Origin of the sequence: Stenotrophomonas sp. PFBMAA-4 (genome assembly GCF_030053215.1) — a bacterium.
Lineage (GTDB): Bacteria > Pseudomonadota > Gammaproteobacteria > Xanthomonadales > Xanthomonadaceae > Stenotrophomonas.
In genome coordinates this window covers 84381-110042 of record NZ_JASGBW010000009.1, presented here as the reverse complement: position 1 = coordinate 110042, position 25662 = coordinate 84381, and the positions used below count along the sequence as shown (strand labels likewise).

General features: G+C 67.7%; 19 protein-coding genes and 1 riboswitch. Of the genes, 15 read left to right on the top strand and 4 right to left on the bottom strand.

Annotated elements, in window-relative coordinates:
• Nucleotides 1-21 precede the first annotated feature (21 nt).
• From QMZ26_RS08225 to QMZ26_RS08215, 3 genes are all read left to right on the top strand, one after another.
• Complete coding sequence (locus QMZ26_RS08225; protein ID WP_283221152.1) at nt 22-3468, top strand: PAS domain-containing hybrid sensor histidine kinase/response regulator; 3447 nt, start codon at nt 22-24, stop codon at nt 3466-3468.
• 165 nt (nt 3469-3633) lie between these two features.
• Nucleotides 3634-3802, top strand: a riboswitch (yybP-ykoY riboswitch).
• 10 nt (nt 3803-3812) lie between these two features.
• Entirely contained in the window at nt 3813-4388 is a 576-nt protein-coding gene (gene mntP / locus QMZ26_RS08220) for a manganese efflux pump MntP (protein WP_283221151.1), read from the top strand.
• A gap of 683 nt (nt 4389-5071) precedes the next feature.
• Entirely contained in the window at nt 5072-5527 is a 456-nt protein-coding gene (locus QMZ26_RS08215) for a transposase (RefSeq protein WP_283221150.1), read from the top strand.
• Nucleotides 5528-5683: 156 nt separating this feature from the next.
• Here QMZ26_RS08215 and QMZ26_RS08210 read toward each other — a convergent pair whose 3' ends face one another.
• Together QMZ26_RS08210 and acs are read right to left on the bottom strand one after the other, a co-directional pair.
• A complete protein-coding gene (locus QMZ26_RS08210) occupies nt 5684-6349 on the bottom strand; it encodes a response regulator transcription factor (protein WP_006477308.1) in 666 nt (221 codons plus the stop codon).
• A 121-nt stretch (nt 6350-6470) separates the two neighbouring features.
• The gene (gene acs / locus QMZ26_RS08205; protein ID WP_079224340.1) at nt 6471-8414 is read right to left on the bottom strand and encodes an acetate--CoA ligase; all 1944 of its coding nucleotides are present in this window, start codon (nt 8412-8414) and stop codon (nt 6471-6473) included.
• 244 nt (nt 8415-8658) lie between these two features.
• Here acs and QMZ26_RS08200 point away from each other — a divergent pair, with 244 nt between their 5' ends.
• The 4 genes from QMZ26_RS08200 to xth all read left to right on the top strand — a co-directional run bounded on the left by QMZ26_RS08200 (nt 8659) and on the right by xth (nt 14390).
• The gene (locus QMZ26_RS08200; RefSeq protein ID WP_283221149.1) at nt 8659-10086 is read left to right on the top strand and encodes a DcaP family trimeric outer membrane transporter; all 1428 of its coding nucleotides are present in this window, start codon (nt 8659-8661) and stop codon (nt 10084-10086) included.
• 95 nt (nt 10087-10181) lie between these two features.
• Nucleotides 10182-11837 (top strand): MFS transporter, encoded by a 1656-nt coding sequence (locus tag QMZ26_RS08195; protein WP_200734472.1) that lies wholly within the window; start codon nt 10182-10184, stop codon nt 11835-11837.
• Nucleotides 11838-12083: 246 nt separating this feature from the next.
• Nucleotides 12084-13493, top strand: coding sequence for a coniferyl aldehyde dehydrogenase (locus tag QMZ26_RS08190; RefSeq protein WP_283221148.1), 1410 nt, complete (start codon nt 12084-12086; stop codon nt 13491-13493).
• A 129-nt stretch (nt 13494-13622) separates the two neighbouring features.
• A complete protein-coding gene (gene xth / locus QMZ26_RS08185) occupies nt 13623-14390 on the top strand; it encodes an exodeoxyribonuclease III (RefSeq protein ID WP_283221147.1) in 768 nt (255 codons plus the stop codon).
• 79 nt (nt 14391-14469) lie between these two features.
• Here the strand turns inward: xth and QMZ26_RS08180 are convergent, their stop codons facing one another.
• A complete protein-coding gene (locus tag QMZ26_RS08180; RefSeq protein WP_079224325.1) occupies nt 14470-14721 on the bottom strand; it encodes a GlsB/YeaQ/YmgE family stress response membrane protein in 252 nt (83 codons plus the stop codon).
• 90 nt (nt 14722-14811) lie between these two features.
• Here QMZ26_RS08180 and QMZ26_RS08175 point away from each other — a divergent pair, with 90 nt between their 5' ends.
• From QMZ26_RS08175 to QMZ26_RS08140, 8 genes are all read left to right on the top strand, one after another.
• Complete coding sequence (locus tag QMZ26_RS08175) at nt 14812-15411, top strand: 4'-phosphopantetheinyl transferase superfamily protein (protein ID WP_283221146.1); 600 nt, start codon at nt 14812-14814, stop codon at nt 15409-15411.
• A 52-nt stretch (nt 15412-15463) separates the two neighbouring features.
• On the top strand, nt 15464-16102 hold the full coding sequence (rsmG, locus tag QMZ26_RS08170) for a 16S rRNA (guanine(527)-N(7))-methyltransferase RsmG (protein ID WP_200732908.1): 639 nt from the start codon (nt 15464-15466) through the stop codon (nt 16100-16102).
• Nucleotides 16103-16214: 112 nt separating this feature from the next.
• Entirely contained in the window at nt 16215-17012 is a 798-nt protein-coding gene (locus tag QMZ26_RS08165; protein WP_079224320.1) for a ParA family protein, read from the top strand.
• Nucleotides 17012-17932, top strand: coding sequence for a ParB/RepB/Spo0J family partition protein (locus tag QMZ26_RS08160; protein WP_079224318.1), 921 nt, complete (start codon nt 17012-17014; stop codon nt 17930-17932). The genes QMZ26_RS08165 and QMZ26_RS08160 overlap by 1 nt, the downstream gene beginning before the upstream one ends.
• Nucleotides 17933-18076: 144 nt before the next feature.
• Entirely contained in the window at nt 18077-19042 is a 966-nt protein-coding gene (locus QMZ26_RS08155) for an NAD-dependent epimerase/dehydratase family protein (RefSeq protein WP_283221145.1), read from the top strand.
• A 90-nt stretch (nt 19043-19132) separates the two neighbouring features.
• The gene (locus tag QMZ26_RS08150; protein WP_079224313.1) at nt 19133-19855 is read left to right on the top strand and encodes a glycosyltransferase family 2 protein; all 723 of its coding nucleotides are present in this window, start codon (nt 19133-19135) and stop codon (nt 19853-19855) included.
• Nucleotides 19855-20202, top strand: a complete 348-nt coding sequence (locus tag QMZ26_RS08145) for a lipid-A-disaccharide synthase N-terminal domain-containing protein (RefSeq protein WP_174214093.1) — start codon at nt 19855-19857, stop codon at nt 20200-20202. The genes QMZ26_RS08150 and QMZ26_RS08145 overlap by 1 nt, the downstream gene beginning before the upstream one ends.
• 342 nt (nt 20203-20544) lie before the next feature.
• A complete protein-coding gene (locus QMZ26_RS08140) occupies nt 20545-22314 on the top strand; it encodes a DUF885 family protein (protein ID WP_283221143.1) in 1770 nt (589 codons plus the stop codon).
• 132 nt (nt 22315-22446) lie between these two features.
• Here the strand turns inward: QMZ26_RS08140 and QMZ26_RS08135 are convergent, their stop codons facing one another.
• Nucleotides 22447-25656, bottom strand: coding sequence for a CusA/CzcA family heavy metal efflux RND transporter (locus QMZ26_RS08135; RefSeq protein WP_283221142.1), 3210 nt, complete (start codon nt 25654-25656; stop codon nt 22447-22449).
• Nucleotides 25657-25662: the final 6 nt, after the last annotated feature.

Below are 25662 nucleotides of genomic sequence, written 5' to 3'. Positions count from 1 at the left end.
TGTCCTGACGGAAACGCGCGCGTGGTCTCCAGCTGGATCCTGCTGCTGGTCTCGGTTGCCTATGCCGCGCTGCTGTTCGGCGTAGCGTGGTGGGGCGACCGCCGGCCGATGTACCCCGACCGGCCGTGGCTGCGGCCGGTCGTCTACAGCCTGGCGCTGGCCGTGTACTGCTCGTCGTGGACCTTCTACGGCGCGGTAGGCACCGCAGTGCGCCACGGCGTGGGCTACCTGCCCATCTACATCGGCCCGCTGCTGATGCTGCTGTTCGGCTGGCGCATCATCGAGCGCCTGGCGCTGGTGGCGCGCAGCCAGAACGTGGTGTCCATCGCCGATTTCATCTCCTCGCGCTTCGGCCGCTCGCGGCGGCTGGCCGCGCTGGTGGCGATCATTGCCCTCATCGGCATCGTTCCGTACCTGGCCCTGCAGTACAAAGCGGTGGCGATGAGCCTGCAGGTGCTGACCGGCAACGCCGGCCCGACCGGCTACTTCACCGATCCGGCGCTGTACGTGGCCCTGCTGATGGCCCTGTTCGCGACCCTGTTCGGTACCCGCCAGGTCGATGCCACCGAGCACCACCACGGCATGATGCTGGCCATCGCCTTCGAATCGGTCATCAAGCTGCTGGCGATGCTTGCGGTGGGCGTGTTCGCCTACCTGTGGCTGAGCAACCGCACCGATGCGGTGGTGCAGTCGGTGCATACGCTGTTCACCGGCCTGCCGCCGGTGGGCTTCATCTCGCAGACGCTGCTCAGTTTCCTGGCCATCATCTGCCTGCCGCGCCAGTTCCACGTGGCCGTGGTCGAGTGTGGCGACGTGCGCGACGTACGCCGCGCGCGCTGGATGTTCGGCGGCTACCTGGTGCTGATCTCGGCGATGGTGCTGCCGATCGCCACCGCCGGCGTCACCCTGTTCGGCACCGGCGGCACGGTCGCCGACGATTCGATGGTGCTGGCCCTGCCGCTGGCCGAAGGACGCAACGCGCTGGCGCTGATCGCCTACGTCGGTGGCTTCTCGGCGGCGACCGGCATGGTCATCGTGGCCTCCATCGCGCTGGCCACCATGGTCAGCAACGACCTGGTGATGCCGGTGCTGCTGCGCCGCAGTGGCGACCACCAGGAGGCGGCCGACATGGCCTCGCGCGTGCTGTGGATCCGCCGCCTGGCCATCCTGCTGCTGGCCCTGATGGCCTACAGCTACTACCGCAGCAGCAGCAACGACAGCAGCCTGGCCTCGTACGGGCTGATGGCCTTCGCCGCCGTGGCGCAGTTTGCGCCGGGCCTGATCGGCGGCCTGTACTGGCGCGGCGCCAGCCGCCGTGGCGTCGAAGCAGGCATGGTGCTGGGCTTTGCCACCTGGATGTACACCCTGCTGCTGCCGGCGATGACCCTGGCCGGCTGGGTGGATGCGACCTGGGTGCAGCACGGTCCGTTCGGCGTGGAATGGCTGCGCCCGCAGCAGCTGTTCGGCATGACCGGCTGGGACCCGCTGACCCACGGCACGTTCTGGTCGCTGCTGGTCAACGCGGCCACGATGATGCTGGTGTCCGCGCGCTGGCGCCCCGGCGTGGACGAGCGCCTGCGCGCCGCGCCCTTCCTTGACCCCTACGCCGAACGCCCCTCGGTGGCGGGCGGCTGGCCCGGCCACGTGCACGTGGGCGATCTGCTGGCCCTGGCTTCGCGCGTGGTGGGTGAGCGCCACGCGCGGCGTTCGTTCTTCGAACAGGCACAGTCGCTGGGCCGTGAGCTGCAGTCCTCGGCACCGGCCGACCGGCCCTGGGTGCAGTTCACCGAGCGCCTGCTGGCCGCGTCGATCGGCGCCGCCTCCGCGCGCCTGCTGCTGACCAGCCTGCTGCGTGGCTCGGGCATGGACCTGGGTGAAGTGGTGGCGGTGCTGGACGAAGCGGGGCAGGAGCTGCGCTTCAACCGCGAGATCCTGTCCACCACGCTGGAAAACATAAGCGCGGGCGTCAGCGTGGTCGACCCGGACATGCGCCTGACGGCGTGGAACCGGCGCTACCAGGACATGTTCGGTTACCCCGATGGCATGCTCTACGTGGGCCGGCCGGTGGCCGACCTGATCCGCTACAACGCCGAACGCGGCGAGCTTGGCGAAGGCGACATCGAGGTGCAGATCAACCGCCGTATCGGTTACATGCGCGCCGGTTCACCACACGTGTTCGAACGCACGCGCAGCGATGGCAAGGTGATCGAGATGCGCGGCCAGGCGCTGCCCGGCGGCGGTTACGTGACCAGCTACAACGACATCACCGACTACAAGCACGCGGAAAAAGCACTGCTGGAAGCCAACGAAACGCTGGAACAGCGCGTGGCCGAGCGCTCGCACGAGGCCGAGGTCGCGCAGCAGTCGAAGACCCGCTTCCTCGCGGCGATCAGCCATGACGTGCTGCAGCCGCTGAATGCCGCGCGCCTGTTCGCGTCGGCATTGCGTGACAGCGACCACGTGAGCGACGAGCAGAAGCACCTGGCCGAACGCGTGGATGCTTCGCTGCGCGCGGCCGAAGAACTGCTGGATGGCCTGCTGGACGTGTCGCGGCTGGATGCCGGCGGCCTGCACCCGGTCATCGGCGAATTCGATGTGAGTGCGCTGATGCGCGAACTGGCCGCGCAGTACACGCCGGTGGCGGCCGGCCGTGGCCTGCGCCTGGACCTGTTCGCCCGTACCACCTGGGTACGCAGCGACCGCCGCCTGCTGCGCCGCGTGCTGCAGAACTTCCTTGCCAACGCGCTGCGCTACACGCGCCAGGGCCGCATCGTGCTGGCCGTGCGCCAGCGTGGCGACGAAGTGGAACTGCAGGTGTGGGATACCGGTCCGGGCATCCCCGAGCACCACATGCGGCAGATCTTCGAGGAGTTCCACCGCTACCAGCAGCCCTTCGACTGGGGCGAGCAGGGGCTGGGCCTGGGCCTGTCGATCTGCCAGCGCATCTCGCGCCTGCTCGATCACCGCCTCAACGCGCGCAGCCGGGTCGGCAGTGGTTCGATGTTCTCGATCATCCTGCCGCGCGTGGCGCCGTTGCCGGGCTACAGCGAGCCGCTGCTACCCGCGCAGGCCGCCGCGCCGCCGGTGCGCAGCGACTCGCTGGCCGGGCTGCGCGTGCTGTGCGTGGACAACGACGAGGAGATCCTCGATGGCATGCGCGCGCTGCTGGGCCGCTGGCAGGTGCAGGTGATCACCGCATCGACCGTGGACCAGGCGCTGGAGAAGGTGGCCGAACAACCGCAGGTGATGCTGGTGGACTACCACCTGCATGACCGCATGGATGGCCTGGACGCGCTGGTGGCGCTGCGCGAAGCGGCCGGCTACCCGTTGCCGGGCGCGCTGCTGACCGCCGATGGCCGCGATGAACTGAAGCGGATGGCACGCGAGCGCGGCTACCGCGTGCTGACCAAGCCGATCAAGCCGGCCTCGCTGCGCGCCTTCCTCGGCGCGCTGCGCGACGCGAGGTAAACGCCGGGCTACCCAACCCCTTGTAGAGCCGAGCCCATGCTCGGCTGGATCGCGCCGTGCGCCCGCAATTTCCACGGCAATATAGCCTTCGCTATACAAACCAGCCCTGCCTGCGCGTTTGCCCGCAGATGCGCCACGCGCGGATCGCGGTGCTAAGCTTCGCGTCCCCTTGGGGAGTAGCCGGATTCCTTCGCAGGAATCGTCCACGTCAACATACTCGGCCAGTGCGCCGTGGCGTGGACAACCATGATGGTTGGCGAGACCAGCGGCCCGCGCGCGCAACGACAGGTTGGGCGCGAGCGCGAGCCGTGCGTCCGTCCTTGCCCGACCTTCAGCAGCCGCCAATGTCTCCTGTTTCGATCCTCCTGATCGGTTTCGCCATGTCCACCGATGCCTTCGCTGCCGCGATCGGCAAGGGTGCGGCCATGCGCAGGCCGGTGTTCCGCGATGCGCTCCGCGCCGGCATCATCTTCGGCGTCATCGAGGCGATCACGCCCATCATCGGCTGGCTGCTCGGCCGCGCCGCCCTGCAGTACGTCGAAGCGTTCGACCATTGGATTGCCTTCGGCCTGCTGGTCGCGCTGGGCGTGCACATGATCATCAACGGCGTGCGCCCGGACAGCGGCGAAGAGGACGAGGATCCCTCGCAGCACCACGGTTTCTGGAAGCTGGCACTGACCGGTTTCGCCACCAGCATCGACGCGATGGCTGTGGGCATCGGCCTGGCGTTCATGGACGTGCATATCGGCGTGATGGCTGCGGTCATCGGCCTGTGCACGCTGACCATGGTCACCGCCGGCATCATGCTGGGCCGCGTACTGGGCAGCATGGTCGGCAAGCGCGCGGAGATCATCGGCGGCGTGATCCTGGTGATCATCGGTTCGACGATCCTGTACGAACACCTGCACGGCGTGGCGTAACACGCAGAACCGTAGAGCCGAGCCCATGCTCGGCTAACGCGCGCAGCGCAGTTCTCAGGCGAAAGGCAGCCGAGCATGGGCTCGGCTCTACAAGTCCAGGTGCTGCGGGAGTCCTGTAGAGCCGAGCCTGCGCTCGGCTCATGCGCGCAGCACGGTTCTCAGGCGAAAGGCAGCCGACCAGGGCTCCGCTCTACAAGTTCAGGTGCCGCGGAGTCCTGTAGAGCCGAGCCTGCGCTCGGCTCATGCGCGCAGCGCAGTTCTCAGGCGAAAGGCAGCCGAGCATGGGCTCGGCTCTACAAGTTCAGGTGCCGCGAAGTCCTGTAGAGCCGAGCCTGCGCTCGGCTCACGCGCGCAGCGCGGTTCTCAGGCGAAAGGCAGCCGAGCATGGGCTCGGCTCTACAAGTCCAGGTGCTGCGGGAGTCCTGTAGAGCCGAGCCTGCGCTCGGCTCACGCGCGCAGCGCGGTTCTCAGGCGAAAGGCAGCCGAGCATGGGCTCGGCTCTACAAGTCCAGGTGCTGCGGGAGTCCTGTAGAGCCGAGCCTGCGCTCGGCTCATGCGCGCAGCACGGTTCTCAGGCGAAAGGCAGCCGAGCATGGGCTCGGCTCTACAACGGGGAAATGGCCTACATGTCTCGCCGTGGTGCACTGATGGAGAGCCTGTCGGTCGCAGCATAGTCTTCGGGCATGTCCAGCCCCGCACTCCGTATTGGCCGCTGGTCGCAGACCGGCAACGTCTACGCGGTCACCACGGTGACACACGCGCGGCGACGCTGGTTCGACGATGAAGCCAACGTCGACCTTCTGATCGAAGCGCTCCGTACGGTGGAGCGGACGGGGCGGACGTGGTCCCTGGCGTGGGTGATCATGCCGGATCATCTTCACTGGCTGATCGAACTGCGACGCGGAACGCTCGCCGGGTGCTTGCAGATCCTCAAGTCCCGCAGCGGACGTTCCATTGCCAGGCGCGTTGATGCCGATGCACCGATCTGGCAACCGGGCTATTACGATCACGGCCTGCGCAGCGATGAGTGCCTGCGCACGCAGGCGATGTACATTGCGGCCAATCCGGTTCGTGCCGGGCTGGCCACGCATCTTGGCGAGTATCCCTACGCCTGGAGCAGATGGCCCTTGCAGGAGTAGCGCGGAGTTTGGCGAACAGCAGCCGAGCATGGGCTCGGCTCTACAAAGGCAGGTGCCGCGAAGACCTGTAGAGCCGAGCCTGCGCTCGGCTCACGCGCGTAGCGCGGATTTTGGCGAACAGCAGCCGAGCATGGGCTCGGCTCTACAGCGGTGGGTTCAGTCTTCTTCCGGCGGCAGCACGATGGCGTCGTCATCGATCGCCAGCTTGCCGGCCATCAGCACGGCCTGGGTGCGGTTGGTCACGCCGAGCTTGCGCAGGATGGCGGTGACGTGGGCCTTGATCGTGGCTTCGGAGACGTTGAGGTCGTAGGCGATCTGCTTGTTCAAGCGGCCGGCGCCGAGCATCTGCAGCACGCGGAACTGCTGCGGGGTGAGCTCGCGCAGGCGCTGGCCGACTTCGCGTTCCTCGCTGCCGGTGGGCGGCACGTTGTGCGCTTCCGGTGGCGCCCAGGTCTCGCCATCGAGGATGGTGCCCAGTGCATGCCCGATCGTGTCCGAGTCGGCCGACTTGGGAATGAAGCCCAGCGCGCCGTGGTCGAGCGCGCGGCGCATCACCGTGGCTTCTTCGCGTGCGGACACCACCACCACCGGCAGGTGCGGGTGCAGCGAGCGCATGTGCACCAGCGCGTTGAATCCCTGCGCGCCGGGCATGTTGAGGTCCATCAGGACCAGGTCGGCGTCGTTGTGCTGGTCGGCCAGGGCGTACAGCGCTTCCACGCTGTCGGCCTCGAACAGCTGCACGCCCGGGATGACCCGCTGCACGGCCCCTCGCAGGGCTTCACGGAACAACGGGTGGTCATCGGCAATCAGGAGGGTGGTCATGGGTCGAGCTTATCGATCAGGTAGAGGGGCGACGTGACGGCCGGCACGGGACGGGTCGGACGTCGCCGGGTCCCTCCCCCCGGCGGTGTCCCTGGCGCGTCCCGCACCTGCCTTCATGCCATCAGCGGACCTTGCGTTCGTCCACCAGCGACGCCACCACCGACGGATCGGCCAGGGTCGAGGTGTCGCCGAGCTGGTCCGGCGCGTTCTCGGCGATCTTGCGCAGGATGCGGCGCATGATCTTGCCCGAGCGGGTCTTGGGCAGGCCCGGCGCCCACTGCAGGTGGTCCGGCGTGGCGATGGGGCCGATTTCCTTGCGCACCCACGCCACCAGCTCCTTGTGCAGCTCGTCGCTGGGGGTTTCGTCGGCCACCAGGGTCACGTAGGCATAGATGCCCTGGCCCTTGACGTCGTGCGGGAAGCCGACGACGGCCGCTTCGGCCACCTTCGGGTGCGAAACCAGCGCGCTCTCCACTTCGGCGGTGCCGATGCGGTGGCCGGACACGTTGATCACATCGTCCACGCGGCCGGTGATCCAGTAGTAGCCGTCTTCATCGCGGCGGCAACCGTCGCCGGTGAAGTAGCTGCCCGGGTAGGTGCGGAAATAGGTGTCGATGAAGCGCTGGTGGTCGCCGTAGACCGTGCGCATCTGGCCCGGCCAGGAATCACGGATGATCAGGTTGCCCTCGGTCGGGCCGTCCTGGATCTCGCCATCGGCATTGACCAGCGCCGGCTGCACGCCGAAGAAGGGCAGGGTGGCCGACCCCGGCTTGAGGTCCATCGCGCCGGCCAGCGGCGAGATCAGGATGCCGCCGGTCTCGGTCTGCCACCAGGTATCGACGATCGGGCAGCGGCTGTCGCCGACCACCTCGTAGTACCAGCGCCAGGCTTCGGGATTGATCGGCTCGCCGACGCTGCCGAGCAGGCGCAGCGAGGCGCGCGACGTCTTCTTCACCGGCTCCTCGCCTTCGCGCATCAGGGCACGGATGGCGGTGGGCGCGGTGTAGAAGATGGTCACCTGGTGCTTGTCGATGACGTTCCAGAAGCGCGAGGTATCCGGGTAGTTCGGCACGCCTTCGAACATCAGCGAGGTCGCGCCGTTGGCCAGCGGGCCGTACACGATGTAGCTGTGGCCGGTGACCCAGCCGACATCGGCGGTGCACCAGTAGATGTCGTCCTCGCGCAGGTCGAACACCGCTTCATGGGTGTAGGCCGCGTACAGCAGGTAGCCACCGGTGGTGTGCAGCACGCCCTTCGGCTTGCCGGTGGAACCGGAGGTGTAGAGGATGAACAACGGGTCTTCCGCGTTCATGCGTTCCGGCTCGCAGGTGGACGGCTGGCTGTCCACCACGTCGTGGAACCAGCGGTCGCGCGGGGCCTGCATGTCCACGGCGCCGCCGGTGTGGCGCACCACCAGCACGGTTTCGACGGTATTGGTGCCCGGCAGCTTCAGCGCGGCATCGACGTTGGCCTTCAGCGGAATCCTGCGGCCACCACGCAGGCCTTCGTCGGCGGTGATGATCAGCTTGCTCTGGCAATCGCTGACACGGTCGGCGATCGAGTTCGGCGCGAAGCCACCAAACACCACCGAGTGGATGGCACCGATGCGCGCGCAGGCCAGCATGGCCACGGCGGCGTCGACGATCATCGGCAGGTAGATGGTGACCCGGTCACCCTTCTTGACGCCCAGGTTGCGCAGCGCGTTGCCGAGGCGGCAGGTGCGCTCGTACAGCTCGCGATAGGTCACGTGCTGGGCCGGCGCGTCCGGGCCGTCCGGTTCGAACAGCAGGGCGGTCTTGTCGCCGCGCTTCTCGAGCTGGCGGTCCAGGCAGTTCACGCTGGCGTTGAGCTCGCCGTCCTCGAACCACTTGATGCGGAAGTCGGCCAGGTCGTAGCTGACGTTCCTGATCTTCGTCGGCTTGCGCATCCAGTCCAGCCGTTCGGCGGCCTTGCCCCAGAACGCATCCGGGTCGGACACCGAGGCCTGGTACTGCTGCTGGTAGGACGTCTTGTCGATGCGTGCCTTGGCGGCGAACTGCGGATCGACGGGGTAGATATCAGCCATGGCACCCTCACTTGCACGTTGACTTTGTATGTGCGGTCGCAGCATCGCAGCGACCCTCCGCCACCAGTTTGCCCCATCCACCCCCGGTCGCGTCACCACGGCGCTTAGACCATGGTCGAAAGACGGCGCTCTGCAGGCCCGGGTTCGACCAATGGCGAATACCGCTATACATAAACGCCCCGCAGTCTCGGCTCGACCGTGCCCCACGCGCGGCATCACCTTGCCACTTGGGAGAGAGGGCAACATGAGCCACCGTACGTTGAAAGCCGTGCGCAAACCTTTGGCGGCCTGCTTGCTGGTCGCCCTGGTCGCACCGGGCATGGCGTTTGCAGAGACCGCCAAAGAGAAAGCACTGGAAGCACGCGTCGCTGAACTGGAACGCCAGGTCCAGGCGCTGCTGTCCTCGCAGCAGCAACAGCAGACCCAGATCGTCCAGACCCAGCAGGCCGTGACCGATGTCCGCGCCGTGCAGGCCGAGCAGAAGCCGCTCGCACAGGTGCCGGCCGGCAAGCAGCCGATCCAGGTCACCACCATCACCCCGGGCGCCGCGCCGGGCACCACGGTCAAGATCGGCGGCTTCATCAAGGCCGATTTCCTGGCCACCCAGACCGGCGATGGCCAGCTGGCCGACGATGCCACCGGCCGCGCGCTGTACCTGCCGGGGCAGACCCCGGTGGCCGGCGCCGGCGGCTCGGGCAAGCGCTCGGACGTGGACTACAACGCCCACGCCAAGTTCTCGCGCTTCAACATCGGCATCGACAACGTCAGCGAGTCGGGCAACAAGTCCGGCGCGATGTTCGAGATGGACTTCTTCGGCAATTCGCTGGGCAACCAGACCGCCACCAACACCTACGGCGTGACCCTGCGCCACGCCTACATGTACTGGAACAACTGGCTGGCTGGCCAGACCTGGTCCAACTTCATGGATGCGGCGGCGCTGCCGGAAGCGGTCGACTTCGTCGGCCCGACCGATGGCGTGATCTTCGTCCGCCAGGCCCAGGTGCGTTACACGCAGGGCGGCTTCAGCGTCGCTCTGGAAAACCCGGAAACCACCACCCTCACCGGCACCCGCAACCCGGTCACCGGCGCGTGGACCAACGCCAGCGCCAACTCCGACCGTGGCAGCCTGCCCGACCTGACGATGCGTTACGGCTGGAAGGGTGACTGGGGCACCTTCGGCGTCGGCGGCATCGTCCGCCAGCTGAAGGTCGACAACCAGGCCACCAACGCCAAGGCCGACAAGGTGGCTGGCGGCCTGACCCTCGGCGGCAAGTGGGTGATGGGCGGCAATGATTCGCTGCATTACCAGCTGACCGGTGGCGAAGGCATCGCCCGTTACATCGGCCTGGGCGTCACCGCGGATACCGCCTACGACATCGCCCGCGACGAGCTCAACCCGACCGGCGTGCTGGCCGGCTACGTCGGCTGGCGCCATGCGTTCACCCCGAAGCTGCGCACCAACCTGATCTACGCCCGCAGCGACTACGACAACGATGGCAGCCTGGGGCCGCTGGTCACCAAGAGCGTGCAGAGCATCCGCGGCAACATCTTCTACACGCCGATGCCCAAGGTCGATATCGGTGCCGAGTACATGTACGGCGTGCGTGAGATCGAGGACGGCCGCAAGGGCGACATCAACCGCGTGCAGTTCACCACGAAGTACAGCTTCTGAATGCGTGCCGACCAACGGTCGGCACCAGCCTAGATCGAGTGCCGGCCAACGGTCGGCACCCACCAACAACGATTGCTTCGGAGGGGAAGCGTCCCATGTCAACAACACCTGCACCGGCGAAAGCCGAACTCACCCAGGGTCACAAGAAGGTCATCTTCGCGTCCAGCCTGGGCACTGTTTTCGAGTGGTATGACTTCTTCCTGTATGGCTCGCTCGCGGCCATCATCGCCAAGCAGTTCTTCAGTGGCGTCAACGAAACCACGGGCATGATCTTCGCCCTGCTGGCCTTCGCCGCCGGCTTCTTCGTGCGTCCGTTCGGCGCGGCCTTCTTCGGCAGCCTCGGCGATCGCATCGGCCGCAAGTACACCTTCCTGGTCACCATCCTCATCATGGGCATCTCGACCTTCCTGGTCGGCGTGCTGCCCAACTACGCCTCGATCGGTTTCGCCGCACCGGTGATCCTGATCGTGCTGCGCCTGGCCCAGGGCCTGGCGATGGGCGGTGAGTACGGTGGCGCGGCGACCTACGTGGCCGAACATGCGCCGGCAGACAAGCGCGGCCTGTACACCAGCTTCATCCAGTGCACGGCCACGCTCGGCCTGTTCATGTCGCTGCTGATCATCCTGGCCTGCCGCTACTTCCTGGGCAACGAAGCCTTCGAAGCCTGGGGCTGGCGCATTCCGTTCCTGGTCTCGATCGTGCTGCTGGGTATTTCGGTGTGGATCCGCCTGCAGCTGAGCGAATCGCCGCTGTTCCAGCAGATGAAGGCCGAAGGCAAGGGTTCCAAGACCCCGTTCCGTGACAGCCTGAGGGGCGGCAACCTGAAGCTGATGCTGCTGGTCCTGCTGGGTGCCGCAGCCGGCCAGGCCGTGGTCTGGTACGGCGGCCAGTTCTACGCGCTGTTCTTCCTGAGCAGCATGCTGAAGGTCGACGCCACCACCTCCTACCTGCTGATCGCCGCCGCGCTGGCGCTGGGCGTGCCGTTCTTCATCTTCTTCGGTTGGCTGTCCGACCGTATCGGCCGCAAGAAGATCATCCTGGCCGGCTGCCTGCTGGCTGCCGTCACCTACATCCCGATCTTCAAGGGCCTGACCCACTTCGCCAACCCGGCCATCGAAGAAGCCCGCAGCAACTCGCCGGCACTGGTCGTGGCTGATCCGAGCACCTGCTCGTTCCAGTTCGATCCGGTCGGCCTGCGCAAGTTCACCAGCTCCTGCGACGTGGCGACTGCCGCGCTGACCAAGGCGGGCGTGCCGTACGACGTGCAGCCGGCCGCTGCCGGTTCGCTGGCCATGGTGAACGTGGGCAGCGCCAGCGTCACCTCGTACGAGGCCGCCGGCCTGACCAAGGAAGAAGGCAAGGCCAAGGCCGATGCCTTTGGTGCGGAGCTGAAGGGTGCACTGACCACGGCGGGCTACCCGGCCAAGGCCGATGGTTCGCGCATCAACATCGCCGGCACGATCTTCATGCTGTGGCTGCTGGTGCTGTACGTGACCATGGTCTACGGCCCGATCGCCGCCTACCTGGTTGAACTGTTCCCGACCCGCATCCGCTACACCTCGATGTCGCTGCCGTACCACATCGGCAACGGTTGGTTCGGTGGCTTCCTGCCGGCGATCTCCTTCGCGCTGGTGGCCGGTACCGGCAACCTGTACTACGGCCTGTGGTACCCCATCATCATCGCGCTGATGTCGGTGGTGATTGGCGGCCTGTTCCTGCGTGAAACGAAGAACGTGGACATCACCAAGTAACCGGCGTGCCGACCAACGGTCGGCACCCACCGGAGTTTCAAGGGCCGCGGTGCAGACCGCGGCCTTTCTGTTTGTGGGGCGCCGGATCGCATGACGGCGGGTAGAGTCGACCGTTGGTCGACTATCGCGCGCAGCGCGGGGTTCATGCGTTCTGCGCCGACGGCAGTCGACTGACAGTCGACTCTACCCAGTCGATTCCACTCCCTGTCATGCGGTCATGACCGCCTTAGCTCGTATAGTCGGCCCATGACCACCACCGCCCCAGCCGATCTCCCCGCCATCCTGCACACCCTGCGCAGCACCTGGCAGGCCCAGCGCCCCACGCTCGACCAGCGCGACGCCGACCTGCGCCGACTGCGCGAGGCGCTGAAGCCGCGCCTGGATGAAATGGCCCAGGCCATCGCCGAGGACTTCGGCCACCGTGCCCACGTTGAATCGAAGCTGGCCGATGGCATGAGCGTGCTGTCGGCCATCGACCACCTCCGGCGCCACCTGCGGCGCTGGTCGAAGCCGCAGCGCGTATCGGCCGGCTGGAAGCTGTGGCCGGCGCGCGCGCAGCTGCGGCCGACGCCGCTGGGCGTGGTCGGGGTGATTTCGCCCTGGAACTACCCGGTGACCCTGGCGCTGGTACCGCTGGCCACGGCCATCGCCGCCGGCAACCACGTGCTGCTGAAACCCTCCGAACACACCCCGCGCACCAGCGCGTTCCTGGCCGATCTGCTGGCCAGCGTGTTCCCGCGCGACCGCGTGGCGGTGGTGCAGGGCGGGGCGGACGTGGCTGCGGCGGTGTCCTCGCTGCCGCTGGACCATCTGTTGTTTACCGGCTCGACGGCGGTGGGGCGCAAGGTGATGGCCGCCGCAGCCGAGCATCTGGTGCCGGTCACGCTTGAGCTGGGCGGCAAGTCGCCGGCCATCGTCTGCCGTGATTTCCCGCTGGACACCGCCGCCGCGCGGCTGGCCACGGGCAAGTGGTTCAACGCGGGCCAGACTTGCATCGCGCCGGATTATGTGCTGATCGACACCGCACGCCAGCGCGAGTTCGTGCAGGCGCTGCAGCAGCAGGTGCGCGAGCGCTACGGTGATTTCAGCGATGCCGGCGATTACACCCGCATCATCAACGAAAGCCAGTACCAGCGACTGCAGGGTTATCTGGCACAGGCGCGCGAGCGTGGCGTGCCGGTGATTCCGCTGGCGCAGGTGGATGATGCGCGTGCCGACCGCGAGCGCCTGCTGGTGCCGACCGTGGTGCTGGACCCGCCGGACGACCTGGACCTGATGCGCGAGGAGATCTTCGGGCCGATCCTGCCGGTGCGCGCCTACCCGGATCTGCAGGCCGCGCTGGGCGACGTGCTGTCCCGCGACCGGCCGCTGGCGCTGTATCCCTTCAGCCATGACACGGCCACGGTGGAGCGCATCCTCGGCCAGGTGGTGGCCGGCGGGGTGACGGTCAACGACACGCTGCTGCACTTCGCCGCCGATGGCCTGCCGTTTGGCGGGGTGGGGGCCAGCGGCATGGGCGCGTACCACGGCCGGGCCGGGTTCGATGCGATGAGCAAGCGGCTGCCGGTGCTGTGGCAGTCGCGTTGGGCGGCCAGTGACCGGCTGCGGCCGCCGTATTCGAAGATTGCGGGGTTGTTGAAGCTGCTGGTTCGGTGACGCCACGCATGGCGTGGTTTTGTAGAGCCGAGCCCATGCTCGGCTGCCATTGAGCGGCCCGGGTACAGGCAGCCGAGCGTCGGCTCGGCTCTACAAGGCAACCCAGGCCCACCCGGGTAGAATGGCCCCATGAAAATCGCCTCGTGGAACGTCAATTCGCTCAATGTCCGCCTGCCGCACCTGGAGCAGTGGCTCAAGGAGTTCGGCCCGGACATCGTCGGTATCCAGGAAACCAAGCTGGAGGACCACAAGTTCCCCGATTCGGCGCTGATCGCCGCCGGTTACCGCAGCGTGTTCGCCGGGCAGAAGACCTACAACGGCGTGGCCCTGCTGTCGCGTGAGCCGGCGCAGGACGTGCAGATCGGCATCCCCGGCTTCGAGGACGAGCAGAAGCGCGTCATCGCCGGCACCTTCGGCGACCTGCGGGTGATCAACCTGTACGTGGTCAACGGCCAGGACGTCGGCACCGACAAGTACGACTACAAGCTGCGCTGGCTGGAAGAGGTGCATGCCTGGATCGCGCAGGAACTGCAGCGCCATCCGAAGCTGATCGTGATGGGCGACTTCAACATCGCCCCGGATGCGCGCGACGTGCACGACCCGGAGGTCTGGAACGAGAACCACATCCTGACCTCCACCGCCGAGCGCGGCGCGCTGGAAAAGCTGCTGCAGCTGGGCCTGCACGATGGTTTCCGCCTGCACAACGACGAGGCCGGGGTGTTCAGCTGGTGGGATTACCGCGCGGCCGGCTTCCGCCGCAACCTGGGCCTGCGCATCGACCTGACGCTGGTCTCCGACGCACTGAAGGCCAGTGCCGTGGCGTCGGGCATCGACCGCGAGCCGCGTACCTGGGAGCGCCCAAGCGACCATGCGCCGGCATGGGTGGAGATCGGTTGATGCGGTAGCGCCGGGCCACGCCCGGCGAGCGCAGCGGCGGCAGGCAGACGCCGGGCATGGCCCGGCGCTACCGTTCAGATCAGCGGATGCTCTTGCGGGTGAACAGGTTGACGATGGCCAGCAGGATCACCGCACCGATCAGCGAGAACAGGAACGTGCGCAGGGTGATGGCCTCGTTGATGCCGCCGCCGAACAGCCAACCGCTGATCAGCGCGCCGACGATGCCCACCACGACGTTGAGGATGATGCCCTGCTGGGCGTCGCGGCGCATGATGATGCTGGCCAGCCAGCCAACGATGCCGCCAACGATCAGCCAGATGATGATGCCCATGAACGTGACCTCGGGAAGGGGAAGGGACGAGCGCCAGTTGACGCGCAGCGCTGTGAACCCGTCGTGCAATCCCGTGACGGGCGCGTGCGGATGAGCCTGCCTGCCACCCTGGACGGCCCCTGGCGGTTCGGGCCGGTGACGGTCTGGCGCTGCCCGCACGTGCCCGGCCAGCGCGGTGAGCCGCAGGCCCGGCAGGTGCTGGCACAGGCCCTGGGCGGTGAACCCGATGCCCTGCCGCTGGTGCGCGACGACAAGGGCCGGCCAGAGCTTGCCGGCGCGCTGGCCCACTACGGCACCGGCTGGAGCCACAGCGGCGAGGTGCTGCTGGTGGCACTGGGCGAGGGCGTGCGGCTGGGCGTGGATCTGGAACTGCTGCGCCCGCGCCCGCGCCTGCTGGAAATCATCCAGCGCTTCTTCCACCCCGATGAGGTGGCATGGCTGCAGGGGCTGCCCGCCGACGCGCGCGAACACTGGTTCTTCCGCGTGTGGTGCGCCAAGGAAGCGCTGCTCAAGGCGCATGGCCAGGGCATCTCCTTCGGCCTGCACCGGCTGCAGCTGGCGCCCGGCGCCGATGGTGCCCTGCACCTGCGCTGGTGCGACGCCGAACTGGGCCAGGCCGAGCGCTGGCACCTGCACGAATGGCAGGCCAGCGGCCAGTTCCGCGCGGCATTGGCCTGGCGTGCCGATTGAGGCCGCGCACCGAAGCGGCGAACCGGCGGGCAAAACCGGCGATAATGACGGCATGAGCGAACACGATCTTCCCGCCGGCGCGGTCTCCACGCTGGAACAGGGCCTGGCCAGCATGGGCCTGGCGGCCGCATTGGCGCCGCCGCTGCTGCGCTACCTGGCGCTGCTGCACCGCTGGAACGGCACCTACAACCTCACCGCCATCCGCGATCCGCAGGAGATGGTCACCCGTCACCTGCTCGATTCGCTGGCGATGCAGCCGTTCGTGGCCGATGGCAGCCTGGCCGATCTCGGTACCGGCCCCGGGCTGCCGGGCATCCCGCTGGCCATCGCCTGCCCGGGCCTGCAGGTCACCCTGGTGGAAAGCAACGGCAAGAAGGCGCGCTTCATGCGCGAAGCCGTGCGCCAGCTGGGCCTGGCCAATGCACGCGTGGCCGAATCGCGCGCCGAGGCGCTGGACGAAGCCGGCCGCTACGACCAGCTGACCGCGCGCGCGATGGACACCCTGGCCGGCATCGTCCGCGTCGGTGGCCACCTGCTGCGTCCCGGTGGCGTGCTGCTGGCCATGAAGGGCGTCTACCCGCATGACGAGATCGCGGCCCTGCCGGCAGGCTGGCAGGTGCGCGAGGTGACCCCGCTGAGCGTGCCCGGCCTGGCCGGCGAACGCCATCTGGTCACTGTTACAGGCCCCTGAACCCCGCCGCCAGCCCTTTGCGAAACAAGGGGTTGGCGATCCATGATTTCCGCACGGGGCCGGTTGTACGCATAATGACCGGTCCCAGCACACGTCGACGAGGCACACCCGCATGGCCCGCATCATCGCCATCGCCAACCAGAAGGGTGGCGTCGGCAAGACCACGACCGCCGTCAACCTGGCCGCTTCCTTGGCCAACGCACCCAAGCGCGTGCTGTTGGTCGATCTGGATTCGCAGGGCAACGCGACCATGGGCAGTGGCGTGGACAAGCGCGAGCTGGTCTCCTCCACCTACGATCTGCTGCTGGGCGAAGCCAAGGCCGCCGACGTGCGCGTGGCCACCGCTGAGGGCTACGACCTGCTGCCGGGCAACATCGACCTGACCGCGGCCGAGATCCAGCTGATGGCGCAGGAAGAGCGCGAGCAGCGCCTGAAGCGCGCGCTGGCGCCGATCCGCGAAGAGTACGACTACATCCTGATCGACTGCCCGCCGGCGCTGTCGCTGCTGACGCTCAACGCGCTGGCCGCCGCCGATTCGGTGCTGGTGCCCATGCAGTGCGAGTACTACGCGCTGGAAGGCCTGAGCGCGCTGGTGGAAACCATCGAAGCGCTGCGCACCAACCTCAACCCGGTGCTGGAGATCGAGGGCGTGCTGCGCACCATGTTCGACGTGCGCAACAACCTCGCCAATGCCGTGTCGGCGGAGTTGACCGAGCACTTCGGTGACCGCGTGTTCCGCACCATCGTGCCGCGCAACGTACGCCTGGCCGAGGCCCCCAGCCACGGCCAGAGCATCGTCGGCTACGACCGCGCCTCGCGCGGTGGCGTGGCCTACCTGGGCCTGGCCGGCGAGATCATCCGCCGCAACAACGAACGCAACAAGGCCGGCAAGGCCGTGGAGACCGCCTGATGACCAGCAAGCCTGCCGCCAAGAAGCGAGGCCTCGGCCGCGGACTGGACGCCCTGCTGGGCCCCAAGGGCGCAGCCAGCCAGGTGCAGGCCACCACTGCGGTCATCGAACCCCTGCCGGGTGAAGTGCTGCGCAAGCTGGCCGTGGGCCAGCTGCAGCCGGGCAAGTACCAGCCGCGCCGCGAGATGGACGAAGGCAAGCTCTCCGAGCTGGCCGATTCGATCAAGTCGCAGGGCGTGATCCAGCCGATCCTGGTGCGCCAGCTGCCGGCGGGCAACTACGAAATCGTCGCCGGTGAGCGCCGCTGGCGCGCATCGCAGCTGGCCGGGCTGGACGAAGTGCCGGTGGTGGTGCGCGAGCTGGAAGACCGCACCGTCATCGCGATGGCGCTGATCGAGAACATCCAGCGCGAAGACCTCAACCCGCTGGAAGAAGCCGAAGCGCTGCAGCGCCTCATCAGCGAATTCACCCTGACCCACGCCGAGGCCGCCGAGGCCGTCGGCCGCTCGCGCGCGGCGGTGTCCAACCTGCTGCGCCTGCTGGAGCTGCCGGTGGCCATCCGCCTGCTGCTGGAAACCCGCCGCCTGGAAATGGGCCACGCCCGCGCGCTGCTGACCTTGGCCCCGGAACTGGCCGGCAAGCTGGCGCAGGAAGCGGCCGATGAAGGCTGGTCGGTGCGTGAGGTCGAGCGCCGTGCGCAGGCCTTCGCCGCCGGCAAGGTGCCGAGCAACCGCCCGGTGGCCACGCCGAAGGTGCAGCAGGCCGACATCGCCTCGCTGGAAACCGAGCTGTCCGAATCGCTGGGCACCAAGGTGGCCATCAACCACGGCCGCGGCGGCAAGGGCAAGCTGATCATCCACTACACCGATCTGGACACGCTGGACGGCGTGCTGGAAAAGCTGCGCACCCGCCAGGGCTGAGCGCGGCAGCGCTGCAATCGCGCTTCCACGCAGAAAATCCAGGGTGTCGTCGTGCCCGGTCGGGTGAATGTGGCCCGAAAGCGTTTCGGTTTCTTCTGGGACCGGTAACATCGGGGGCCTGAATTTCGTTTCCAGGCCCCAGCCATGACCATCCTGCTCACCGGCGCTGCCGGCTTCATCGGTGCCTATACCGCCCGCGCGCTGCTGGAGGCGGGCCAGTCCGTGGTCGGCCTGGACAACTTCAACGACTACTACGACCCGCAGATCAAGCGCGACCGCGTGGCCGCGCTGTGCCCGGGCCTGGACCTGCGCACCCTGGACCTGACCGACCAGCAGGGCCTGGCCGCGCTGTTCGATGAGGTGCAGCCGACGGCGGTGATCCACCTGGCCGCGCAGGCCGGCGTGCGTTACTCGCTGGAAAACCCGCACGCCTACGTCGACAGCAACCTTGTCGGCTTCGTCAACATGCTCGAGCTGTGCCGCCATCGCGGCGTGCAGCACCTGGTCTACGCGTCCAGCAGTTCGGTGTATGGCGACTCGGCCACGCCTCCGTTCTCCGAGGACCAGCGCGTGGACCAGCCGCGCTCGCTGTATGCGGCCACCAAGGCCGCCAACGAGCTGATGGCCTACACCTACGCGCAGCTGTACGGCCTGCATTCCACCGGCCTGCGCTTCTTCACCGTGTACGGCCCGTGGGGCCGGCCGGACATGGCGCCGCTGCTGTTCTCGCGCGCGGTGCTGGCCGGGCGGCCGATCGATGTGTTCAACGAAGGGCGCATGCAGCGTGATTTCACACATGTTTCCGACATCGTATCGGGCATCCTCGGCGCCCTCGCGAACCCCAGCACCGAAACCGTGCCGCACCGGGTGTTCAACCTCGGCAACCATACGCCGGTCGAGCTGGAGCGCTTCATCAGCGTGATCGAGCAGGCCGCCGGCCGCCCCGCGCAGAAGGTCTACAAGCCGATGCAGCCGGGCGACATGGTGCGCACGATGGCGGACACCCGTCGCGCCCATGACGCCTTCGGCTTCGACGCGGTCACCCCGATCGAGCAGGGCCTGCCGCCGGTGGTGCAGTGGTGCCGCGAGTATTTTGGTGATCGTGCCTGAGGACGGACCCTCACACAGCCGGATTCATCTTCGGATAACCTCGGCTTCGGAGAATGCGCGGTCTTTGTATCCCTGCTGGCCGAGTGACCCATGAGCCAACCCGAGCTTTCCGTTGTCGTCCCGGTGTTCAACGAGCGCGACAATGTCGCGCCCCTCGTCGGGGAGATCGTGGCCGCACTGCGCGGCCAGGTGCCGTTCGAGATCGTCTACGTGGACGACCATTCGCGCGACGACAGCCTGGCCGTGCTGCAGGGCCTGAAAGCCAGCACGCCCGAGCTGCGCGTGCTGCACCATGTCAGCCAGAGCGGGCAGAGCACCGCCGTACGCACCGGCGTGCGCAACGCCCGCGCCCCCTGGATCGCGACCCTTGATGGCGATGGCCAGAACGATCCGGCCGATATCCCCAAGCTGCTGGCCGCACGGCAGAGCGCCGATGCACAGGTGAAGCTGTTCGCCGGCTGGCGCGTCAACCGCCAGGACAGCGGCAGCAAGCGCTGGGCCAGCAAGTGGGCCAACGCGATCCGCGCGCGCATGCTGCGCGACGATACGCCCGACACCGGTTGCGGCATCAAGCTGTTCGAGCGCGAGGCCTTCCTCGACCTGCCGTACTTCGACCACATGCACCGCTACCTGCCGGCGCTGATGCAGCGTGCCGGCTGGAAGACCACCAGCGTGCCGGTCAACCACCGCCACCGCACTGCCGGCGTATCCAAGTACAACAACCTTGGCCGCGCCCTGGTCGGCATCCGCGACCTGCGCGGCGTGGCATGGCTGATCACCCGCAGCAAGCGCACGGCGGTGGAGGAGCGTTGATGGACCTGGAACTGCACTGGCTCGACCAGCCGCTGACCTGGTTGTACTGGACCGGCCTGCACGTGACCGGCTGGAAGCTGATCGGCTATACCGGCGCGCTGATGTTCGGCGGCCGCTGGCTGGTGCAGTTCGTGGCCTCCAAGCGTGCCGGCAAGCCGGTCATCCCGCGCCTGTTCTGGTACATGAGCGTGGTCGGCAGCCTGATGACGCTGAGCTATTTCCTGTTCTCGGCCAAGCAGGATTCGGTGGGCGTGCTGCAGAACCTGTTCCCGGCGTTCACGGCGTTGTACAGCCTGCACCTGGACATCCAGCACCGCGGCTGGAAGCGGGACAAGGCGAGCCACTGAGGCCAAGGGTCGGATCCCCGGCGCATCCACGCATGGCGTGGATCTACTGCATGTTCGTTGGTAGCGCCGGGCCATGCCCGGCGGAGGCATCCGTTTCCGCGTTGCCCGCTACCACGCGCCTGCGGCGCGTGCGCGCTGTGGGTAGAGTCGACTGTCAGTCGACTTCCGCGCGAAGCGCGAGGTTTGCCGGACCTGGTGGAAGAGCAGCCGACTGACAGTCGGCTCTACCGCGCGCCTGCGGCGCTGGGGTCCCGGCCTGCGTAGCGGGCAGGACCTTCGTCCCATGCCACAGGCGGTGCACGGTGCGATGATCGGGATCTGCCTTCCCGGGAACCTGTGCTCGTGAAAACCCGCCTTGCCGTTGCTCTGCTGATTGCCCTGTCCGCCCCTGTGGTCGCCCTCGCTGCCCCGCCTGCCGTCGCTCCGGCCAGCATGGCCACCGGATCGGCGGCCGATGCCGCCTTCCGTGCCCTGTACGAGAAGGAGTGGACGCGGCGCCAGGACGGCGGCGGCGAAGCCAGTGAGGACGAGGATGCACCGGCCAATGCCACCCGCATGCCCGATGTCGGTCCGGCCGCCCAGCAGGCCCGCCTGAAGGTCTGGGACGAAACCCTGGCCGCGCTGAAGAAGATCGACCCGAAGGCCCTGTCGGCCGACAACCAGGTCAACTACGCGATCTACCGCGACCAGGTCTTCAACCTGGCCGAAGCGACGCGCCTGCGCACCTACGAGATGCCGTTCAATTCGGATTCCTCGTTCTGGTCCAACCTCTCCTTCATGGCCCGGCGCGAGATGAAGACCGCGCAGGACTACCGCAACTACATCGCCCGCCTGAACGATGTGCCGCGCTACTTCGGCCAGCAGACCGACAACATGCGCGCCGGCCTCAAGCGCGGCTTCAGCGTGCCGCGCGCGGTGCTGGACGGCCGCGAGGTGTCCATCGCCACCGTCGCCGAACTGAAGGACCCGACCACGTCGCCGCTGTACGCGCCGTTCAAGAAGCTGCCGGCCAGCATTCCCGCCGCCGAACAGGCCACCCTGCGCGAACAGGCCGCAGCGGCCATCAGCGGCAAGGTGGTGCCGGCCTTCCAGCAGCTGCGCACCTTCTTCGTCAGCGAATACGTGCCGCAGGCGCGCACCACCCTGGCGGCCGAGGCCATGCCCGGTGGCAAGGCCTTCTACAAGCAGCAGATCCACGAATACACCACGCTGGACCTGTCGCCCGACGAGATCCACCGCATCGGCCTGGGCGAAGTGGCGCGCATCCAGAAGGAGATGAACGACATCATCCAGCAGGTGCAGTTCAAGGGCAGCTTCGCCGAATTCCTGGCCTTCCTGCGCACCGATCCGCAGTTCTACGCCAAGACCCCGGAAGAGCTGCTGTCGCGCGCCGCGTGGATCTCCAAGCGTGCCGACGGCCAGCTCGGCCGGTTCATGACCCTGCCGCGTGCCCGCTTCACCATCGTGCCGGTGCCGCCGGACATCGCCCCGTTCTGGACCGCCGGCCGCGGCGGCATGGGCACCTACTGGGTCAATACCTACGACCTGCCGTCGCGCCCGCTGTACAACCTGCCGGCGCTGACCCTGCATGAGTCCGATCCGGGCCATGCGCTGCAGGGGGCGATCGCCTCCGAGCAGAAGGACCTGCCCGAGTTCCGCCGCAACGCCTACATCTCCGCCTATGGCGAAGGCTGGGCGCTGTACTGCGAGAAGCTGGGCGTGGAAATGGGCATCTACGAAACCCCGTACGAGGATTTCGGCCGCCTGACCTACGAAATGTGGCGCGCCGCGCGCCTGGTCATCGACACCGGCGTGCACAGCAAGGGCTGGACCCGCGCGCAGGCCATCGCCTACCTGCGCGACCACACCGCGCTGAGCGAGCATGAAGTGACCACCGAAGTGGACCGCTACATCTCCTGGCCGGGCCAGGCGCTGAGCTACAAGCTGGGCGAGATCGCCATCGTGCGCCTGCGCGCGCAGGCCGAGAAGGAACTGGGCGACAGGTTCGACATCAAGGGCTTCCACGATGTGATCCTGAAGCAGGGCTCGGTGCCGCTGCCGGTGCTGGAACAGCAGATCCAGGCGTACATCGCCGAGCGGAAGAAGGCCTGAGGTTTCGCGGTAGTGCCGGCCGCTGGCCGGCAACCTGCATGCACCTCAATCGCTCGACATTGCCGGCCAGCGGCCGGCACTACCGGGTACCAGGAAACGGGGTCGGATCGCAGGATCCGACCCCGTCGTCTTTCAGCCCACCGCCCGCGGCTTGGCCACCCGCCCGGCAAACGTCGGCAGCACCAGCAACGTCAGCACCGTGGCGGTGATCAGACCACCGATCACCACCGTCGCCAGCGGCTTCTGCACCTCCGCGCCGGCACCGCTGGCGATGGCCATCGGTATGAAGCCGACGATGGCCACCAGGGCCGTGGTCAGCACCGCGCGGATGCGGCTGGCGGCACCATTGATGGCCGCCTGCATCGGCAGGTCACCACCCTCCAGCCGCTCGCGGATCGCCTGCATCAGCACCAGGCCGTTCAAGGTCGCCACGCCGGAGACCGCGATGAAGCCCACCGCCGCAGACACCGAGAACGGCATGCCACGCAGCAGCAGGGCGAGGATGCCGCCGACCAGGGCCAGCGGCACGCAGCTGAACACCAGCAGCGCTTCCCTGCCGCTGCGCAGGGCCATGAACAGCAGGCCGCCGATCAGCAGGAACACCACCGGCACCACGGTGGCCAGCCGCTTCTCCGCGCGCTGCAGGTTCTCGAACTGGCCGCCCCAGCGCAGGTAGGCACCGGCCGGCAACGTCACGTCGGCCACCGCCGCCTGGGCTTCGCTGACGAAGCCACCGAGATCGCGGCCGCGCACGTTGGCCTGCACCACGACGCGACGGCTGCCGTCGCTGCGGCTGATCTGGTTCGGCCCTTCGCTGACGCTGATGCGCGCCAGCGAGGACAATGGCACCACCTGGCCCGACGGCGTGGCGATCGGCAGCGAGGCCAGCTGGTCAGGATCATTGCGTGCGGCATCGTCCAGGCGCACCACCACATCGAAGCGGCGGTCGCCTTCGAAGATGCGGCCGGCCGCGGTGCCGCCGATGCCGGTGGACAGCGCGTCACTCACGTCCGCCGCAGTCAGCCCGTACTGCGCGGCCGCGACGTGGTCGATCTTGACGTTGAGCGTAGGCAGGCCGGAAATCTGCTCGACCCGCACATCGGCCGCACCCTGCACCGCACGCAGCTTGAGTGCGACCTGGTCGGCTACCTTCTGCAGTTCGGCGAAATCATCGCCGTAGATCATCACCGCCAGATTCGTGCGCACGCCGGAAATCAGCTCGTTGAAGCGCAGTTCGATCGGCTGGCTGAACTCGAAGCTGTTGCCCAGCTGCTGCCCGGCCAACTGCTCGAAACGCTGCACCAGCGCTTCCTTGTCCAGCGACGGATAGGGCCACTGCGCGCGCGGCTTCAGCACGATCACGCTGTCGGAGATGTTGGTCGGCATCGGGTCGATGGCCGCCTCGGCGGTACCGGTACGCGAGAACACGGTTTCCACTTCCGGTTGCTGGGCAATCGCCTTTTCCAGCGCCAGCTGCATGGCCAGTGACTGCTCCAGCGAGGCGGACGGTACGCGCAGGGCCTGCATCGCCACGTTGCCTTCGTCCAGGGTCGGCATGAATTCGCGGCCCAGCAGCGAAAACGAACCGATACCCACCACCACCATCATCACCGCACCGGCCAGCACCGCACGCGGGCGGGCGACCGCGCTGCGTACCACCGGCTCGATGCGCGCACGCAGCACGCGGATCAACCTGGTTTCGTGTTCGCCGCCATCGGCATGCGCATCGCCGTCCTTCGCCTTCGGCTCGCGCACCAGCAGCGCGGCCATCGCCGGCACGAAAGTGAAGGAGAAGATGAAGGCACCGACCAGGGCCAGCATGAAGGTCGCCGCCATCGGGTGGAACGTCTTGCCCTCCACGCCTTCCAGCGTGAGGATCGGTGCGAACACCAGCAGGATGATCAACTGGCCGAACGCCGCCGGCCGCGCCATCTTCATTGCCGAATCGGCGGCCACGCGCAGGCGCTCCATCGCGGTCAGTGCACGCCCCAGCTCAGCGCGGCGCTGGCCCAGCATCAGCAGCGTGGACTCGATCACGATCACCGCGCCGTCCACCAGGATGCCGAAATCCAGCGCGCCCAGGCTCATCAGGTTGCCGCTGATGCCGAAGCGGTTCATGCCGATCACCGCGAACAGGAACGACAGCGGAATCACCAGTGCCGTGATCGCCGCCGCGCGCAGGTTGCCCAGCAGCAGGAACAGCACCACCACCACCAGCAGCGCGCCCTCGGTGAGGTTCTTCGCCACGGTCCTGATGGTGGCATTGACCAGTTCGCTGCGGTCCAGCACCGGCACTGCGACGATGGACGGCGGCAATGAGGCATTCACCTGCTGCAGGCGCGCCGCGGCCGCCTGCGCCACGGTGCGGCTGTTGCCACCGGCGATCATCAGCGCGGTACCGAGCACGGCTTCGTGGCCGTTGCGGCTGGCCGCACCCAGGCGTGGCGCACGGCTCAGGGCCACCTCGGCTACATCCGCCACGCGCACGACCATGCCGTTGCGCGTGGCCACCGGTGCCTGCGCCAGGTCGTCGGTGGTCAGCGCCAGGCCATCGGCACGCACCACCAGGCCCTCGCCGGCACGCTGCACGAAACCCGCACCGGCCTGTACGTTGGCGCGCTGCAGGGCGGTGACCAGGTCCGCCAGGCCGAGGCCGTGCGCGGCCAGTCGGGCGCTGTCCGGGTGCACGCCGTACTCCTTGACGTAGCCGCCGACCGTATCGACACCGGCCAGCCCCGGGCTGGAACGCATCTGCGGCGCGATGATCCAGTCCTGCACGGTGCGCAGGTAGGTGGCGCGTTCTTCCGGCGTGCGCAGCAGGTTGCCTTCCGGCGTGCGGTAGACCTCGCCGGCCTGCCAGCCCGCTTCACCGGGCCTGGCCAGCGTGGCCGGATCGAACGCGGTGAAATCCACCGTCCACATCAGCACCTCGCCGAGGCCGGTGGTGACCGGCGACAGCATCGGCGCTGCGCCGTCGGGCAGGTCTTCGGAAGCTTCGCGCATGCGCTCGGCCACCTGTTGGCGGGCGAAGTAGATATCGGTGGCATCGGTGAAGATCGCGGTGACCTGCGAGAAGCCATTGCGCGACAGCGAACGCGTGGTGGTCAGGCCGGGAATGCCGGCCAGCGCGGTTTCCAGCGGGTAGGTCACCTGCCGCTCGATCTGTTCCGGCGTCAGCGCCGGCGCCACCGTGTTGATCTGCACCTGGCGGTTGGTGATGTCCGGCACCGCGTCGATCGGCAGCTTGCCCAGCTGCAGCAGGCCCACGGCCGCCAGCAGCGCGGCGGCGAACACCACCAGCCAGCGGTGGCGCACCGCTGTTTCAATGATCAGCTTGAACATGGTCGC

Excerpts from the sequence above, each read along its gene's own strand:
- mntP (WP_283221151.1), top strand. The coding sequence starts at position 3,813 with ATGTCTCCTGTTTCGATCCTCCTGATCGGTTTCGCCATGTCCACCGAT.
- QMZ26_RS08135 (WP_283221142.1), bottom strand. The coding sequence starts at position 25,656 with ATGTTCAAGCTGATCATTGAAACAGCGGTGCGCCACCGCTGGCTGGTG.
- QMZ26_RS08200 (WP_283221149.1), top strand. The coding sequence starts at position 8,659 with ATGAGCCACCGTACGTTGAAAGCCGTGCGCAAACCTTTGGCGGCCTGC.
- QMZ26_RS08190 (WP_283221148.1), top strand. The coding sequence starts at position 12,084 with ATGACCACCACCGCCCCAGCCGATCTCCCCGCCATCCTGCACACCCTG.
- rsmG (WP_200732908.1), top strand. The coding sequence starts at position 15,464 with ATGAGCGAACACGATCTTCCCGCCGGCGCGGTCTCCACGCTGGAACAG.
- QMZ26_RS08145 (WP_174214093.1), top strand. The coding sequence starts at position 19,855 with ATGGACCTGGAACTGCACTGGCTCGACCAGCCGCTGACCTGGTTGTAC.
- QMZ26_RS08160 (WP_079224318.1), top strand. The coding sequence starts at position 17,012 with ATGACCAGCAAGCCTGCCGCCAAGAAGCGAGGCCTCGGCCGCGGACTG.
- xth (WP_283221147.1), top strand. The coding sequence starts at position 13,623 with ATGAAAATCGCCTCGTGGAACGTCAATTCGCTCAATGTCCGCCTGCCG.
- acs (WP_079224340.1), bottom strand. The coding sequence starts at position 8,414 with ATGGCTGATATCTACCCCGTCGATCCGCAGTTCGCCGCCAAGGCACGC.
- QMZ26_RS08175 (WP_283221146.1), top strand. The coding sequence starts at position 14,812 with ATGAGCCTGCCTGCCACCCTGGACGGCCCCTGGCGGTTCGGGCCGGTG.
- QMZ26_RS08210 (WP_006477308.1), bottom strand. The coding sequence starts at position 6,349 with ATGACCACCCTCCTGATTGCCGATGACCACCCGTTGTTCCGTGAAGCC.
- QMZ26_RS08180 (WP_079224325.1), bottom strand. The coding sequence starts at position 14,721 with ATGGGCATCATCATCTGGCTGATCGTTGGCGGCATCGTTGGCTGGCTG.
- QMZ26_RS08155 (WP_283221145.1), top strand. The coding sequence starts at position 18,077 with ATGACCATCCTGCTCACCGGCGCTGCCGGCTTCATCGGTGCCTATACC.
- QMZ26_RS08150 (WP_079224313.1), top strand. The coding sequence starts at position 19,133 with ATGAGCCAACCCGAGCTTTCCGTTGTCGTCCCGGTGTTCAACGAGCGC.
- QMZ26_RS08165 (WP_079224320.1), top strand. The coding sequence starts at position 16,215 with ATGGCCCGCATCATCGCCATCGCCAACCAGAAGGGTGGCGTCGGCAAG.
- QMZ26_RS08195 (WP_200734472.1), top strand. The coding sequence starts at position 10,182 with ATGTCAACAACACCTGCACCGGCGAAAGCCGAACTCACCCAGGGTCAC.
- QMZ26_RS08215 (WP_283221150.1), top strand. The coding sequence starts at position 5,072 with ATGTCCAGCCCCGCACTCCGTATTGGCCGCTGGTCGCAGACCGGCAAC.